Origin of the sequence: Telmatobacter sp. DSM 110680, from assembly GCF_039994875.1 — a bacterium.
GTDB lineage: Bacteria > Acidobacteriota > Terriglobia > Terriglobales > Acidobacteriaceae > Telmatobacter.
Genome location: NZ_CP121196.1, coordinates 4,117,373 through 4,132,887 on the forward strand (window position 1 = coordinate 4,117,373; position 15,515 = coordinate 4,132,887).

The 15,515-nt window shown below is 57.5% G+C and carries 13 protein-coding genes; 10 read left to right on the plus strand and 3 right to left on the minus strand.

The window, feature by feature from the left end:
* Window positions 1–55 precede the first annotated feature (55 nt).
* From dnaX to recR, 4 genes are all read left to right on the plus strand, one after another.
* Window positions 56–1,942, plus strand: coding sequence for a DNA polymerase III subunit gamma/tau (gene dnaX, locus P8935_RS17095; protein WP_348261507.1), 1,887 nt, complete (start codon window positions 56–58; stop codon window positions 1,940–1,942).
* 16 nt (window positions 1,943–1,958) lie between these two features.
* Complete coding sequence (locus tag P8935_RS17100; protein WP_348261508.1) at window positions 1,959–2,291, plus strand: YbaB/EbfC family nucleoid-associated protein; 333 nt, start codon at window positions 1,959–1,961, stop codon at window positions 2,289–2,291.
* A 72-nt stretch (window positions 2,292–2,363) separates the two neighbouring features.
* Window positions 2,364–3,308 carry an MBL fold metallo-hydrolase gene (locus P8935_RS17105; RefSeq protein ID WP_348261509.1) on the plus strand — a complete coding sequence of 315 codons (945 nt, stop codon included), beginning with the start codon at window positions 2,364–2,366 and terminating at the stop codon, window positions 3,306–3,308.
* Window positions 3,309–3,319: 11 nt separating this feature from the next.
* Window positions 3,320–3,922 (plus strand): recombination mediator RecR, encoded by a 603-nt coding sequence (gene recR / locus P8935_RS17110; RefSeq protein ID WP_348261510.1) that lies wholly within the window; start codon window positions 3,320–3,322, stop codon window positions 3,920–3,922.
* Between the two features lie 21 nt (window positions 3,923–3,943).
* On the opposite strand, the gene P8935_RS17115 is transcribed toward recR, so the two are convergent.
* Window positions 3,944–4,315 carry a response regulator gene (locus tag P8935_RS17115; protein ID WP_348261511.1) on the minus strand — a complete coding sequence of 124 codons (372 nt, stop codon included), beginning with the start codon at window positions 4,313–4,315 and terminating at the stop codon, window positions 3,944–3,946.
* 422 nt (window positions 4,316–4,737) lie between these two features.
* On the opposite strand from P8935_RS17115, the gene P8935_RS17120 reads away from it, so the two are divergent.
* Genes P8935_RS17120 through P8935_RS17130 form a run of 3 tightly spaced genes read left to right on the plus strand, consistent with a single transcriptional unit; the run spans window position 4,738 to window position 9,007 of the window.
* On the plus strand, window positions 4,738–6,165 hold the full coding sequence (locus P8935_RS17120; RefSeq protein ID WP_348261512.1) for a nitrate/sulfonate/bicarbonate ABC transporter ATP-binding protein: 1,428 nt from the start codon (window positions 4,738–4,740) through the stop codon (window positions 6,163–6,165).
* Window positions 6,165–7,907, plus strand: a complete 1,743-nt coding sequence (locus tag P8935_RS17125) for an ABC transporter permease subunit (protein WP_348261513.1) — start codon at window positions 6,165–6,167, stop codon at window positions 7,905–7,907. The genes P8935_RS17120 and P8935_RS17125 overlap by 1 nt, the downstream gene beginning before the upstream one ends.
* Before the next feature lie 38 nt (window positions 7,908–7,945).
* Window positions 7,946–9,007 (plus strand): Gfo/Idh/MocA family oxidoreductase, encoded by a 1,062-nt coding sequence (locus tag P8935_RS17130; protein WP_348261514.1) that lies wholly within the window; start codon window positions 7,946–7,948, stop codon window positions 9,005–9,007.
* A gap of 21 nt (window positions 9,008–9,028) precedes the next feature.
* Here the strand turns inward: P8935_RS17130 and P8935_RS17135 are convergent, their stop codons facing one another.
* On the minus strand, window positions 9,029–10,489 hold the full coding sequence (locus tag P8935_RS17135) for an ATP-binding protein (protein ID WP_348261515.1): 1,461 nt from the start codon (window positions 10,487–10,489) through the stop codon (window positions 9,029–9,031).
* Window positions 10,490–10,557: 68 nt separating this feature from the next.
* Between P8935_RS17135 and P8935_RS17140 the strand changes: the two genes are divergently transcribed.
* Entirely contained in the window at window positions 10,558–11,253 is a 696-nt protein-coding gene (locus P8935_RS17140; RefSeq protein ID WP_348261516.1) for a response regulator transcription factor, read from the plus strand.
* Between the two features lie 95 nt (window positions 11,254–11,348).
* On the opposite strand, the gene P8935_RS17145 is transcribed toward P8935_RS17140, so the two are convergent.
* Entirely contained in the window at window positions 11,349–11,606 is a 258-nt protein-coding gene (locus P8935_RS17145) for a hypothetical protein (protein WP_348261517.1), read from the minus strand.
* Between P8935_RS17145 and kdpA the strand changes: the two genes are divergently transcribed.
* Together kdpA and kdpB are read left to right on the plus strand one after the other, a co-directional pair.
* Window positions 11,605–13,326, plus strand: coding sequence for a potassium-transporting ATPase subunit KdpA (gene kdpA / locus P8935_RS17150; protein ID WP_348261518.1), 1,722 nt, complete (start codon window positions 11,605–11,607; stop codon window positions 13,324–13,326). The genes P8935_RS17145 and kdpA overlap by 2 nt on opposite strands.
* An 11-nt stretch (window positions 13,327–13,337) precedes the next feature.
* Window positions 13,338–15,515 (plus strand): potassium-transporting ATPase subunit KdpB, encoded by a 2,178-nt coding sequence (kdpB, locus tag P8935_RS17155; protein WP_348261519.1) that lies wholly within the window; start codon window positions 13,338–13,340, stop codon window positions 15,513–15,515.

Here is a 15,515-nt window from a genome sequence, read left to right on the forward strand (position 1 = left end):
CAATCGCACCTGGAGCTCGAAGCAAAATCACCGGGCCAAGGGAGTTGTTGGTCGCATGGGTTATCAGGTTCTGGCTCGGAAATATCGGCCCCAAAAGTTTGCCGACGTCGCCGGCCAGGACCACGTCACGCGTACGCTGCTGAATGCGCTTACGCAGAACCGGATCGCTCACGGCTACATCTTCTCGGGCCATCGCGGCATTGGCAAGACCACCATCGCCCGTATTCTTGCGCAGGCTCTGAATTGCCGGACGGAGATCGGCTCGGCCCAGCGGCCAACGCCGGAACCCTGCGGGGTTTGCGACTCCTGCGTGGAAATACGCCAGGGCAATGCCGTCGACGTGATCGAGATTGATGCGGCCACTAACCGCGGCATCGATGAGATTAGGGAGCTTCGCGATGCTGCGCGCTACTCGCCCGCTCGGGACCGCTACAAGATCTACATTCTTGATGAAGCGCACCAGATCACCGAGGCTGCATTCAACGCGCTGCTGAAGACGCTGGAAGAACCGCCCTCGCACATCATCTTTATGATGGCCACTACCGAGCCGGAAAACATTCCGCAGACGATTCGTTCGCGTTGTCAGCATTTCAGCTTTCATGCGGTGAAGTTCGATGACATCCTGACGCAGCTCAAGATGATTGCGGGACAGGAAAGCGTTGAAGCCGAAGATGCCGCCCTCGCGCTGCTGGCCGAGGCAGGCGATGGTTCGATGCGCGACGCGCTCAGCATCATGGACCAGGCCATCGCTTCGGCTCCCTGCGATGCGAATAATCATCCGGTTCTTTCAACTGAGCAGATCCGCGAACTGATGGGGTCTGTCCCGAACACCGTGTTTGAGCATCTGCTGGAAGCGGTTGCAGCCGGTGAGAGCGCTCCGGTGATGATGCAGCTCAACGATCTGTTAAATGCCGGACACAGCGCGCAATCTCTAGCGCGGCAGATCGTTCGCTACCTGCGCAACACGCTGATGTCGAAGCTGGGCGGTGAGCAGACCGAACTGCTGCAGATTTCGGCCGATGAGCGGGCTCGCGCTGCACGCACAGCGTTGCTGTTTGGCGAAGAGGAAATTACGCGTAACCTGCAGATCATGCTGCGGACGTTTGACGATCTGAACTACCGGCAGGAGCAGCGCTTTCATCTCGAGCTTGGCCTGATGAAGCTTGTTCATGCGCAACGCCTGCTGCCGTTGGAGGAGTTGTTGAGCGGCGTGGCAAGCGGGACGCCGGTTCGAAGCGGCCAGTCGTCAGCACCGCGCACGGTTGCGACGCCGCGTACACTTTCTGCGTCCCAATCCACTCCAACTTCACCGCGTTCGCCATTCGGGTTTTCAGCGGGCTCGCAGCCGGTGATGCAGACGGCCGCGCCAATTGTCGAGAGCCGTGCTGCCGTTGCTGCTCCGCCGCTGCCAGCGCCGCGCATTGAGATTCCCAAGGAACCGGCCGCGACAACTACTACGCCGACTCCCAAGCCACCGGTTGGTTTTGGAGAGACGTTTCCGAATGGAGCCTTGCAGGAGAGCAAGCTTGCCGAGGTCATTCCGATGAATGGTGCTCCGGCAAGGATCGAAACCGTGCAACAGGCCGTGGTTTCAGCACTCGCGCAGCAGGGGCACGCTACCGCATCAGCGCTGATTGCTACGGGGCGATTCACCCTCGAGGCTACGAATCTGCGCATTGAAGTTCCTGGCATCGGGAAAAAGATGCTGGCACTGACCGTGAACGCAGTGGCTGAGAAGATCATCAAGCAGGAGGTTCAACGCCTCGGCGGCCCCGCGCGCTTCATGGTCATCCCCGGTGAAGGTGTTGCCGCCACGTCCACGGTCGCGGCACCGATCGCCGGGAGCATTCAGGAAGCAGCGCTCGAGCATCCAATGGTGCAAAAGGCGAAGGAAATCTTTAATGCCGAAGTGCGCAGCGTGGTTGACCTGCGCAATAAGTGAGATTCAGGAGTTCGCTATGATCAATCCCCTCAAGATGGCCGAGATGCTTTCCCAGGCCAACAAAATGCAAGAGGACATGCAGCGCAAGCTCACGCAGACTATAGTGGAGGGCTCAAGCGGCGGCGGGGCAGTGACGGCGACCATGAACGGGAAGAAGGAACTCGTCAAGCTCAAGATCGATCCGGCTGCAGTTACGAGCCTGAGCGGCCCCAATCCTGATGTTGAATTGCTCGAGTCGCTTATCGTGGGCGCCGTCAACGATGCCGGCCACAAGGCTGATGAGGCTATTCAATCCAGCGTAAAAGGCGCATTGGGCGGATTGAACCTGAATATTCCGGGCCTCGGCTAAATACAAAAGTTCCCTGCCATCGCTGAGTTTCAATTGGTTTGATTTCGAAAGCGGATTCTGGAGGTCACAATCATGGCTACAGTCAATCGCAGGAGTTTTCTCCATCTTGGAATGGCCGCAGGTGCTGCGGTCCTGGCGCCGCGTTGGGTATTTTCGCAGGCGGCAGCATCAACTGATCGCGTTGCGCAGATGCGGGCCGCGGGCGCGTCTACTCCCGTGAAAACGACCAAGCTTTATGACAACATCTGGCTGCTGCAGGGCGCTGGCGGAAACATGGCTGTCCAGTCGGGCAAGGACGGCAATATCCTCATCGATTCCAGCTTTGCAACGGCTGTACCGCACATTCGGGAAGCCATTTCTTCGGTCAGCAGCGATGCGCCTCATGCATTGATTAATACGCACTGGCACGTCGACCATGTGGACGGCAATGAAGGCATGCACTCCGCCGGATACCGGGTCATCGCTCACACGAAGACCAAAGACCGCATGTCGCAGCCGGCGGAGATGAAGCTCTTTCACATGTCGTTGCCCGCATATCCTGCCGGAGCGCTGCCCACCGTCACCTTCGACGGATCGATGCGCCACGATCACAACGGAGACTCGATTGAACTGGTTCATTACGATCCGGCTCACACCGACACCGATATCTATATTCACTTTCACAACGCGGACGTGCTCCATTGCGGAGATATCTTCTTCAACAAAACTTACCCATTCATCGATGAAGGCACTGGCGGATCGATTGGTGGCACCATCGCGGCAGCGGAGAAGTCGCTGGCGCTCGCCGGGGATAACACCAAGATCATTCCCGGGCATGGACCGCTGGGCAACAAGGCCGATCTAAAGAAGTACATCGACATGCTCTCGGCGACGCGCGATAAAGTCTCAGGGTTGAAAAAGGCGGGCGCCAGCGAACAGGAAGTGCTGGCCAAGAAACCGACAGCGGATCTCGATGCTGACTGGGCACATGGCGGTTCGCCGGACATGTTTGTCGGAATCGTCTATAGGACAATTTAGGAGGAGCCGCTGTGCCACGCTATGCCGAGCCGATGGCCCGGCTCATCGACGAGTTGAAGAAGCTGCCGGGGGTGGGAACCAAGACCGCTCAGCGATTCGCTTTTCACATTTTGCGTTCGAACGATGACGATGCGTCGGCTTTGGCTGAAGCCGTGCGTGGGCTCAAGGCGAGCCTGCGGCTGTGCTCAGTCTGCAACAACATCACAGACGTTGATCCATGCGTCTATTGCACCAGTCCTACCCGCAACCAGCGACTGGTTTGCGTAGTGGAAGAGCCCACCAATATCGATGCGGTCGAGCGAACTCGTTTCGGCGGGGTCTATCACGTTCTGCATGGGACGCTCTCGCCGCTGCACGGCGTGGGTCCGGAACAGCTTCGCGGCCGGTCGCTTATCGAGCGGGTTGAACGCGGAGAAGTGGATGAAGTGATTCTTGCGACTAGCCCAACCCTGGAAGGAGAAGCCACAGCAAGCTGGCTGGCTGGCACGTTGCGAGGTTTCCCGGTTCGCATCACGCGCATTGCTACGGGCGTCCCTGCCGGCAGCGATATCGAATATGCAGATGAAGTCACAATGGCGCACGCCCTGGAAGGTCGCCACGAAATGAAGTCCTGAAAGACGAAGATGTTTTCGAATCTAGCTGCGCAGCCGGCTCAAGAGGTCCTGGGGGTGCACAGGCTTGGCGAGGATTTCGAATTCATAGCCTTGCGCACGTGCTTTCTCAAGCAAATCGGCGGTTGCAGCCTGGCCTGAGAACAGCAGAATCTTGATCTTTGGCAGCAAAGAACGAATCTGGATCGCGGCGTCGATACCATTCAGGTCCGCCATGATCACGTCGGCAATCAGCATATCCGGTTCATAGCTAGACGCAAGCTCGAGCGCAGCCTCGCCGGAGTACACAGCCTTAGCCTGGAAGCCGCTCTGGTTCAGAATCATGGATAGCGTGTCGGCTATGACGCGTTCGTCGTCAACTACAAGTACTTTGGGCTTAACGTGATTATCGGGCATAGACTCCTGAACGCCAAAACGGGATTGCGCAAAGCTTTCGATGCGAACGTGCCGGGGATGCAAAGCCGAACGGCACCAGTCTCACGGTACGATCAGCTCGGTAAGAACCTAGTTAGAATAACATCCTCGGACGGGGCCCAAGCAGCCCTCATGGGCTCGGCTTTTCAGTCTACGGGTACACTTCGAGTTGCGCAAGACGGGCGTCGATGCCTCACAAGCCTTCTCATCTTCGGGCCTAAGGCTGGAGACTTGTTTCGCGATTCTGCCGGAAGTCGTGTGTTCCATTCAAAACGCACGGACTGCGATACTCTAAACGCGGGTTGTTCCCATCGCAGCGGCGATTCATCCGGGAGCAACGCAACCCGCATAAGATTCCTATCAGTTCCTTGCCGAAATTTCGGCGAATTTCCTGGGAGAGGCGCATGCAGCCAGCAGGCATCCCGAATGTTGCGCAAAATCCGTCCGCGGTCGCCGCGTCGAGCTCAGCCGGGGAAGCTGTCGTTCGCGCTGGAGAAGCGATCATTCGTGCCGAAAAGATCGAGAAATACTATGCGCAGCCCAGCCAGAATCGAATCCAGGTCATCTCGCCAACCGACCTGAGCATCGTCCCGGGGGAGATTGTCGCCCTGCTCGGGCCTTCCGGATCCGGCAAATCCACCATGCTGCGGATGCTTTCCGGGCTCTCCCAGCCCTCCGCCGGTCAGGTTTACTGGCATGAGCGACCAATTGCCGAGGCCGAAATCAACGTCTCGATTGTCTTCCAGAGTTTTGCCCTGTTTCCCTGGTTGACTGTGCTTGAAAATGTAGAGGCACCGCTACAGGCCCGCGGAGTAGATCCGGAAGAACGCCGTGCCCGCAGCATGCGGATGCTCGATACCGTAGGCCTCGACGGATTCGAGTCAGCTTACCCTAAAGAGCTTTCTGGAGGCATGAAGCAGAGAGTCGGTTTTGCTCGCGCGCTCGTGGTTGAGCCCGAGGTCCTTTTTATGGACGAACCTTTCTCTGCTCTCGACGTGCTGACGGCTGAGAACCTGCGCAGCGAACTGCTCGAACTCTGGGCCAAGAAGACTATGCCCACCCGGTGCGTCTTCATCGTGACGCACAACATCGAAGAGGCCGTTTTGCTGGCCGATCGCATCATTGTCCTGGGGAGAAATCCGGGACATATCCGAACCGACTTTCGCGTGCAGATTCCGCAGCCGCGCGACCGCAAATCTGAGCAGTTCACTCAGCTGGTTGATTACATTTATAAAGTTCTCACGCGACCAGACGTAGTGCCCACCGAGGCACCGGACCATCAGCATCCCGGGCCGAAGGTCCGCGATCAGCGCCAGATGAAGTACCAGATGCTGCCCCATGCACGTCCGGGCGGCGTCGCGGGTCTCCTTGAGTTATTGCTCGATAAGGGCGGTCGCGATGACATCTACCGGCTGGCTGACGACCTGGCATTTGAAATCGACGACCTGCTGCCGATCGTGGATGCGGCCCAGTTGCTGGGCTTCCTGAAAGTGGAGGAAGGCGACGCGAACATCACGGAGAACGGAACGGAATTCGCCAACTCCGAGATTCTTCGGCAAAAGGAGATCTTTCGCGACGCCGCGTTGCAGAATGTGCTGCTGCTCCGGCAGATTCAACGCGCGCTCGAGGCCAAGAGCGACCACACCGTTCCGGAGGAGTTCTTCCTCGACATGCTCGACGAACAATTCAGCGATGAAGAAGCTCATCGCCAGATAGAGACTGCCGTTACGTGGGGTCGTTATGCCGAGTTGTTTGACTTCGATGCCGCGCGCCGGCGGTTCGTGATGCCGGATGCCATCGAAGAAGCCGCGGTAGCCGGAGACGATGATTGATGCTGCAGCGCACGTTTGCACGCTCGCTCGTGACCGTTCGCACCTGGCCTTTTGTCATCGACCTGAGCGTCGGCCTTTGCGCGCTGGCTGTTTTTATGGCCGTCGTGCACATGGCTACTTATTGGATGGGATCGGCAGTCCCGGTTTCTCCCATTTCGCAAAATGCGCGGTCGCTCCCTGTCTATGCGCTCTACTCGGTGATGCGCATAGGGATTGCGTACGTGCTCAGTTTGATCTTTGCAGTCGCTTACGGCTATATCGCCGCGCATAATACGCGCGTCGAGGCCTGGATGATTGCGGTCCTCGATATCTTGCAGTCGATTCCAGTACTCAGCTTTTTGCCACCGGTGCTGCTCGCGATGATCGCGCTTGTGCCACATCATCAATTGGGCATTGAGTTGGGTGTCATCCTCCTGATCTTCACCGGGCAGGTGTGGAACCTTGCGTTCAGCTTTTACTCGTCGGTGAAGAGCATCCCACGCGAAATGATCGAGGCTTCACGCATCTATCGTTACTCGGCGTGGCAGCGCTTCTGGCAACTGGAGATGCCTTACGCCGCGATAGGCCTCGTGTGGAACTCGATTGTGTCGGTTGCCAACGGCTGGTTTGCGCTGATGGCTTGCGAAATGTTTCCACTGAACGGCACCAACTTCCAACTGCCGGGGCTGGGCAGCTATATCCAGACAGCAACGTACTCGGGGGATACGCGGGCGCTCTTGAGCGGGATCGCAGCTATCGTCCTGATCGTGGTTGCTACGGATCAGTTGATCTGGCGTCCGCTGATTGCGTGGAGCGAGAAATTCAAATTCGAGCAGGTAGAGGCAGCGGATCATGTTACCTCACCGATTCTCACCCTGCTGCAACGTTCTGCCCTGATCACGACGCTCTCAAACCGCGTATGGGCGAGCATTGAAGAGCCTATCTATCGGCGCCTTGCACGCACCCGCGAGTGCCGTGTTGTGCAGCCAATCGACCTGGAAACGGGCAAGCAGAGAGCTTCAATCGGCTACTGGGTGGTCGGCGTCTTCTTCGCGATTGCCATTACGTGGGGAGCAATCCAGTGTGCTCTGATGCTGCGCCATGTCACGCTTAGCGATCTCCGCATGTTGCTGGCGGGCGCGGCTGCGACTTTCCTGCGCGTAAATGTTGCACTCCTCATCTCCGCTTTGTGGACGGTGCCGGTTGGCGTGGCGATCGGATTTAATCCCAAGCTTGCACGCGTGGTTCAGCCGGTGGCGCAGGTGCTGGCGTCTGTTCCGGCGACGGCCTTCTTTCCGATTTTGCTGATCGGCTTGCTCAAGATCGGCGGCGGACTTGGCATTGGTTCGGTTGCGCTCATGCTGCTGGGCACACAGTGGTACATCTTGTTCAACGTGATCGCGGGAGCGATGTCCATCCCGTCTGACCTGCGCGAAGCTGCTTCACTTTACAGGTTCACGCGGTGGCAGCGCTGGACGAAGCTCATTCTTCCCGGCATTTTTCCATACCTCATTACGGGGATGGTCACGGCCTCCGGTGGGGCGTGGAATGCGTCTGTGTTTGCCGAATATGCCAACATCCAAGGCCGTACCATCCAGACGATCGGCCTTGGAGCCCAGATTCAATCGGCCTCGGCCGATGGGCGTTTTCCGATCCTGCTGATGGCAACTGTCATGATTTCGCTGATGGTGGTTACGATGAATCGACTGGTCTGGCGCCGGATGTATCGCCTCGCGGAAACGCGGTATAAACTTGAGGGCTAAATAGAGACATAGCTGTCAGTCGCGATCGGGAGGAAAGCATGATTCGCGTAGGACTGGTTGGTTTCGGCATGGCGGGCCGCGTATTCCACGCTCCGCTTATTTCTTCTGTCGAAGGTCTCGAACTCGCTGCCGTTGTCGAGCGCTCTACTGACATGGCAGCCGAGCGTTATCCCGGTATCACCACGTATCGGTCGGTCGAAGAGCTGCTTGCCGACGCCTCGATCAAACTCGTGGTCGTCGCGACGCCAAACAGCAGTCACTTCCCGATCGCCATGCAAGCGCTTGAAGCGGCGAAGAGCGTTGTGGTGGATAAGCCTGTGGCACTCAGTTCTGGTGAGGTCGTCCAGCTTGCGGAGCTTGCTGGCGGGATTGGTCTGCACGTTATTCCATTTCATAACCGCCGCTTTGACAGTGACTTCCTGACGATTCGAAAACTAATGGATGAGCGTTCTTTAGGACGCATGGTTCACTTTGAATCGAATTTTGACCGCTGGCGGCCCGGCCCTTCCAGTAGGGTGTGGAAAGAGGAAACAGATGAGGGCGGTATCCTGTTTGACCTCGGCACACATTTGGTAGACCAGGCACTTATGCTGTTTGGTCAGCCGGCTGCGGTTGGGGCTGAGGTGCTCCGCGAGCGCGATGGCGAAGGTTCAAACGACGCTTTCACGATTCGTCTGCATTATTTCTCGGGTTTCTCCGTCACGCTTGGAGCTAACTGCCTGTCGTCTCTCGCGCGTCCTCGCTTCCATCTGCGGGGTAGCAAGGGAAACTTCTGGAAGTGGGGGCTTGACCCGCAAGAAGACGCGCTGAATAACGTTGCCAAAATTACGGATACGAATTGGGGCGAGGAGCCTAACGACCGCTGGGGTACGCTCAGTGCCGATGTCGACGGCGACATTGTGACACGGCCAGTGCCGTCGACACCGGGCGATTACCGGCTTTTCTACGCAGGAGTTCGCGATCTTCTTCTGGGCGACGCGGCTGCTGCTCCGGTGACGCCGACGGAAGCCTGGCGGGCTATACGGGTGCTTGAGTGGGCAAAACAAAGTTCGGAATTGCACCGCGACGTCGAATGCGATTGGAGCGGCGAGCCGGCCTGATCAAGACGCCTATTTTGCTACTTATTTTTCGTCGATTTGTTTTTCGACTAAGGGCACCCAGAAGCGGAAGGTGCATCCAGATTCCGGATTCGTTTCCACGGTGATGTCGCCTCCGTGGGCGAGCATGATGGCGCGGGCAATGGCGAGGCCCATGCCAGTTCCCTTGCCCAGCTTTGCGCCCTTCTTTCCGCGATAGAACTTTTTGAAGATGTGAGGGATGTCGACTTTGTCGATGCCGGGGCCGCTGTCTTCCACTTCGAATTCCAGCCTGCCGCTGACGCGGCGACTGCGCAGCACAATGCGGCTTTCCGGTGGGGAATACAGCGCGGCATTTTCAATCAAATGGCGAAAGACCCGGCTGAGCAACTTGGCGTCGAACCATGCGAGTCGGTCAGGTTCCTGCACCATCAGGGTTACCTGATGTCTTCCGAGAGCGGTGTGCGACTCTTCGACCGCATGATCGAGCAGGGTGCGCGTATGGCGTGGTTCAGGTTGAACCTTGAGCACGTTCGCGTCAAGTTGCGCCATCTCTACGGCCTCGCCAATCAACGCATCGAGACGCGCTGATTCTTCATCCACGATCGTGGCAAGTTCCATGCGCGATTCGTCGTCGAGGCCCTCAGCCTGCGTGAGGGTTGTGGCAGCGGCACGGATGGAGGTGAGCGGTGTTCGCAACTCGTGTGTCAGCGAATCGATGAGCGCGGCACGGAGCCGTTCGCCTTCACGTGAGGCTTCCATACGCGCGTTGGCTTCAATTGCCGTAGCCCGTGTGAGCGCAATCCCAACCTGTGCACTGACGGCCGTTGCCACCTCCTTCGACAAATTTGGAGGCCGCCATGCGATTGCGCCAACTGCGCGCATTCCCACCATCAGCGCATGAGCCTCATATCCGTCCTGATTCGCGAGAGCTACGTGCGCGCCCCCGGTTGTTTCGCGCAGATTCGCCTTGAAAAGTTCGCTCAGCTCTGCAATTGTCGAGACGAATTGATCCCGGTCCTGCATGTACAACACGACGCTTTCGAGGTGAAATATCTTTGCTACGAGCGCCGGGAGGTCTCGAATGAGGCCGTCAGCATCTTCGTGGAGGATCATCTCCTGGCTCAGCAGATAGAGACGCTCGACGTCTTCGCGGCGTTGTTCGGCCTGCTGCTTCTGCTTGCGCGCTCGTTCTGCGACGCGCCCGGCGACCAGCGAACCCACAGCAAACGTCATCATGGATACCCATTCCTGCGGGCCGGCGAGGATGAAAGTGTGGATAGGCGGTAGAAAGAAATAGTCGAAAGACACGGCGCAAAGCAGAGCGCTATAGAGCGAAATAACCAAGCCGGCCTGCGTCGCCGTTACCACCACGACGACCAGGAAAACCATACCCGCAGTAGTTGCGCGCGCGCTGGTGACTGCAAGGCCCACGGTGGTGAGGACCGCGGCAAGGGTAGCGCCCAGCCACTGCAAATAGTGTTGCGGCTTGGGTTTCAATTGCATGCTTGTCTCATCCGGAATGATACTCGGCCAACCTGATGATGTAATCTTCCGATGGAAGAAGAACGAAGATGCCAGGCAGAATTCTCGTTATCGATGATGAGCCGCAAATTACCCGCGTATTGCGAGCTGCACTCTCGGCGCAGGCCTTCGATGTTCGCACGGCCAATGACCCTGAAGAGGGGCTCCGCATTTTTGCGGAATGGTCGCCCGATCTTGTGATTACCGATTTGATGATGCCGGGACTCAGCGGCGTTGACGTTGCCCGAGCCATCCGCACAACGTCGTCCACTCCCATTCTCGTACTCTCAGTTCGCGATCACGAGCGCTCCAAAATCGAAGCGCTTGACTCTGGCGCCGATGACTACGTCACCAAACCATTCAGCATTCAGGAGCTTCTGGCGCGGGTCCGGGCCCATATGCGGCGCGCGCCCGAACGGACAGAGTCTGCGATTGTGGCTGGGGATTTTGTGATCGATGCTCCAGCCCACAGCATCGAAGTTGCCGGAAAACCGATGCACCTGACACCTAAGGAGTTTGAACTGCTGCTGCACCTGGCGCGCCATGCGGGCAAAGTGATCACGCACAGAGCCCTGCTGACAGCGGTATGGGGAGCGCAATCGGCTCATCAGCCTGAATATTTGCGCGTCTTCGTCGGCCAGCTCCGTAAAAAACTGGAGGCGGAGACCGGCAAACAGTTCATCCAGACGGAACCGTGGGTTGGGTATCGTTTTGTTCCTGAAGGTTTCTCAGGAAAAGAAGAGTAAATCCGCTTCTGATCACGGCATTTGAGTTAAGTGCATCGGGACCGTTAGACCGATCTTTATTATTTCTTTAGGTTTCCCTTCTGCCAGCAAAATACCTACCCCTGCAAAATCGATTTTGGAGTCACGCGTATTTGTACCGGCGTGTGATGTTTCGAATCGAGGATTGTCGCATGCAAGATCTGACCATGCTCTTCTTTACAGCCGTTTTCTTTGCCGTGGCCTTTCTTTATGTGAAGGCCTGTCAGAAGTTGAGGTAAGCCATGGATCTCATCACTGTTGTCGCTTTGCTGTTCTCGGTCCTGTTGCTCATCTACCTCTGCACCGCCCTGCTTTACCCGGAGAAATTCTGACATGTCTGCCAATGGCTGGTTGCAATTTGCTCTCTTCTCGGTCGTTCTGCTTCTGACCGTGCGTCCGGTTGGCATTTACCTGGCGCGCGTGCTTGAAGGACAGCGCACGTGGCTCGATCCGTTGTTACGGCCCATCGAGCGGCTCATCTACAAAATCTGCGGAGTCAAAGCCGACCATGAGATGAACTGGCGCGAATACGCATTTGCCATGCTCGGGTTCTCGGCGGCCAGCTTGGTGCTCACGTACATCATCGAGCGGGCACAGGCACTGTTGCCCTGGAACCCGCAGCACCTGGCGGGCGTTGGCGCCGACCTCGCATGGAATACCGCTGCCAGCTTTACGACCAACACCAACTGGCAGTTCTACACGCCCGAATCCACAATGAGTTATCTCACCGAGATGGCCGGCCTCGCGACGCACAACTTCTTTTCAGCGGCGGTTGGAATAGTGGTGGCGATTGCCCTGGTGCGCAGTATCAAGCGCACAGTTTCACGCACCATTGGAAATTTCTGGGTGGACACTACACGCACATTGCTTTACATCCTGCTGCCGGGATCGCTCATCTATGCATTGTTGCTGGTTGCGCAGGGTGTCCCGCAGAACCTGCATGCTTACACCATCGCGCACACGCTTGAAGGGCAAACCCAAACCATCGCGCAGGGGCCGGTCGCGTCTCAAGAAGCAATCAAGATGCTCGGCACGAACGGCGGGGGATTCTTCAACGCCAACAGCGCTCATCCGTTTGAAAACCCCACTCCGTTTTCGAATTTCCTGCAACTGCTTTCCATCTTTATCATCCCCGCGGGACTCACGTACGCGCTCGGCCGCATGACCGGATCTCCGGGCCACGGCTGGGCGGTCTTCGCTGCAATGTACATCCTTTTCGCGGCTGGTTTCACGACGCTGTATTGGGCGGAGGCACATCCTCATCCACTGATTCACGGAGCCGCGCAGAAAGCGACACTCACGGCCCCCGGCGGCAACATGGAGGGCAAGGAGGTTCGTAATGGCATTGCGGAGACGGCTCTTTTCGCCACGATCACGACTGACGCCAGTTGCGGCGCGGTAAACGGAATGCACGATAGCTTCACTCCGCTTGGCGGACTTGTTCCCCTCACGAACATCATGCTCGGCGAGGTGATTTTCGGCGGCGTTGGGTCGGGCCTTTACGGCATGTTGATCTTTGTCGTGCAGGCTGTGTTTATCGCAGGCCTGATGGTGGGCCGCACGCCGGAGTATCTCGGCAAGAAGATCGAAGCGTACGACGTGAAGATGTCGATGCTCTACGTCCTCATCTTCCCGCTCGTCATTCTCTCGTTGACGGCCATCATGGTCCTGTTGCCAAACGTCGGTCTTGGGACCACCACTAATAGCGGCCCACACGGACTAAGTGAAGTCTTGTATGCCTTCACCTCTGGCGCGGGCAACAACGGCTCGGCTTTCGCCGGACTCGGACCGAACTGGTGGTACAACATCACGATCGGCTGGGACATGCTCATCGGCCGATTCCTGATGATGCTGCCGGTGCTTGCGCTGGCTGGCAACCTGGCACAGAAGAAAAGCATTCCGCCTTCCCCAGGCACCTTTCCTGTTAATACGCCGCTCTTCGCTGTGCTGCTTGTTGGCGTCGTACTCATTCTTGGCGCGCTCACATTCTTTCCAGCGTTGAGCCTGGGACCAATCCTTGAACATCTGCAACTGAAGTCCGGACAGCTTTACTAAGGAGATCTGACATGAGTGTTTACAGCAAATTCGATTCTCCGGCGCAGGCTGAAGCTCATTCGGACTCGGCGCAGGCCACACCGGAAACGATGAATCCCTCATCAACCCTGCCGCCAGAGCACCACGAACATCGGCGTAAGAAGACTACGCCGGGAGTTGCGGAGCAGAAGAGCCTCTGGAACACGGGGATCATGCGGCAGGCATTCATCGATGCGTTCCGCAAACTCGATCCGCGCTGGATGGTAAAAAACCCCGTGATGTTTGTGGTCGAAGTCGGCAGCGTACTGACCACAGTACTGCTTGTCGACAACACTATCCATCATCGCGTTGGTTTCGGATTCAATCTGCAAATCACGCTGTGGCTGTGGTTCACCGTGCTGTTTGCGAACTTCGCTGAGGCGATGGCCGAAGGGCGCGGCAAGGCGCAAGCCGACACGCTTCGCAAAGCCAAAGGCGAAACTATCGCCCAGAGATACATCGCGAATGGCTCTCTGGAGCAGGTTGCAAGTGGACTGCTACGCGCCGGAGATGTCATCTACGTCCCGGCGGGACACTACATCGCAGGCGATGGCGAAGTGATCGAAGGTGTAGCTTCGGTTGACGAATCCGCCATTACCGGCGAGTCCGCCCCCGTGATCCGTGAAGCCGGCGGAGATCGCTCCGCGGTGACGGGCGGGACGAAGGTGCTGTCGGACTGGGTAAAGATTCGCATCACTTCCAATCCTGGCGAGACCTTTCTGGATCGCATGATTGCCCTTGTGGAAGGCGCGACACGGCAGAAGACGCCGAACGAAATCGCGCTGTCGATTCTGCTCTCTGGACTGACAATCGTTTTCCTGTTGGCGGTCGTCACTCTTCAGCCCTTTGCCATTTACTCGAAGGCTCCTCAGACAGTCTTCGTGCTCGTGTCGCTGCTCGTGTGCTTGATTCCGACTACAATTGGTGGCCTGCTTTCTGCAATCGGCATTGCCGGGATGGATCGCCTGGTGCAGTACAACGTGCTGGCAATGAGCGGCAGGGCCGTCGAAGCGGCGGGAGACGTGAATACTTTGCTGCTCGACAAGACGGGTACGATCACGCTGGGAAATCGCCAGGCTACGGAATTTATCGCCGCGCCTGACGTAACGGCTGAGCGGTTGGCAGATGCCGCGCAACTCGCTTCGCTATCCGACGAAACTCCCGAGGGACGCTCGATCGTGGTGCTGGCGAAAGAAAAGTACAACCTGCGCGGCCGCGACCTTGGCGGAATTCATGCGGAGTTTGTTCCCTTCTCCGCGCAGACCCGGATGAGCGGCGTGAATTTGCCCGGTATGCGCATCCGTAAAGGCTCGGCCGATGCAATTGCGCGCTTCCTTGAAGACCAGGGCTCGTCGCTGCCGAAGAAAGTTCGCGACGCGGTTGAAGAGATATCGAGGGCTGGTGGTACACCGTTGGTCGTTGCCGAGAATTCGACGGCACTTGGCGTGATTTATCTAAAGGACATCGTCAAGGGCGGCCTTAAGGAACGTCTTGCTCGGCTGCGCGCCATGGGTATCCGCACCATTATGATCACCGGCGACAATCCACTGACGGCAGCTGTAATTGCGCGCGAGGCAGGCGTCGATGATTTTCTGGCGGAGGCCAAACCCAAAGACAAGATGGACCTGATCAAGCGCGAACAAGGCAAGGGCAAGCTGGTGGCGATGACCGGGGATGGCACCAACGATGCTCCGGCGCTGGCGCAGGCGGACGTGGGTGTGGCTATGAACTCGGGCACACAGGCCGCGAAAGAAGCGGGCAACATGGTTGACCTCGATTCCAATCCGACCAAACTGATTGAGATTGTCGAGATTGGGAAACAGCTATTGATGACGCGCGGAGCATTGACTACTTTTTCGATCTCGAATGACGTAGCCAAATATTTCGCGATTATTCCTGCGATGTTTGCCGGCGCGTTCCCCGTGCTGAACGCTCTGAACATTATGTATTTGCATTCTCCGCAGTCGGCGATTCTGTCTGCGGTGGTTTTCAACGCCATCATCATCGTGGCGCTCATTCCGCTCGCATTGCGCGGGGTGAAATACGAACCCAAAGCTGCGGAAGCTCTGCTGCGACGCAACCTACTGATCTACGGCGTTGGCGGCGTCATTATTCCGTTTGTCGGCATCAAGGCCATCGACATGCTTCTGGTGGCCATGCACCTGGCGTAA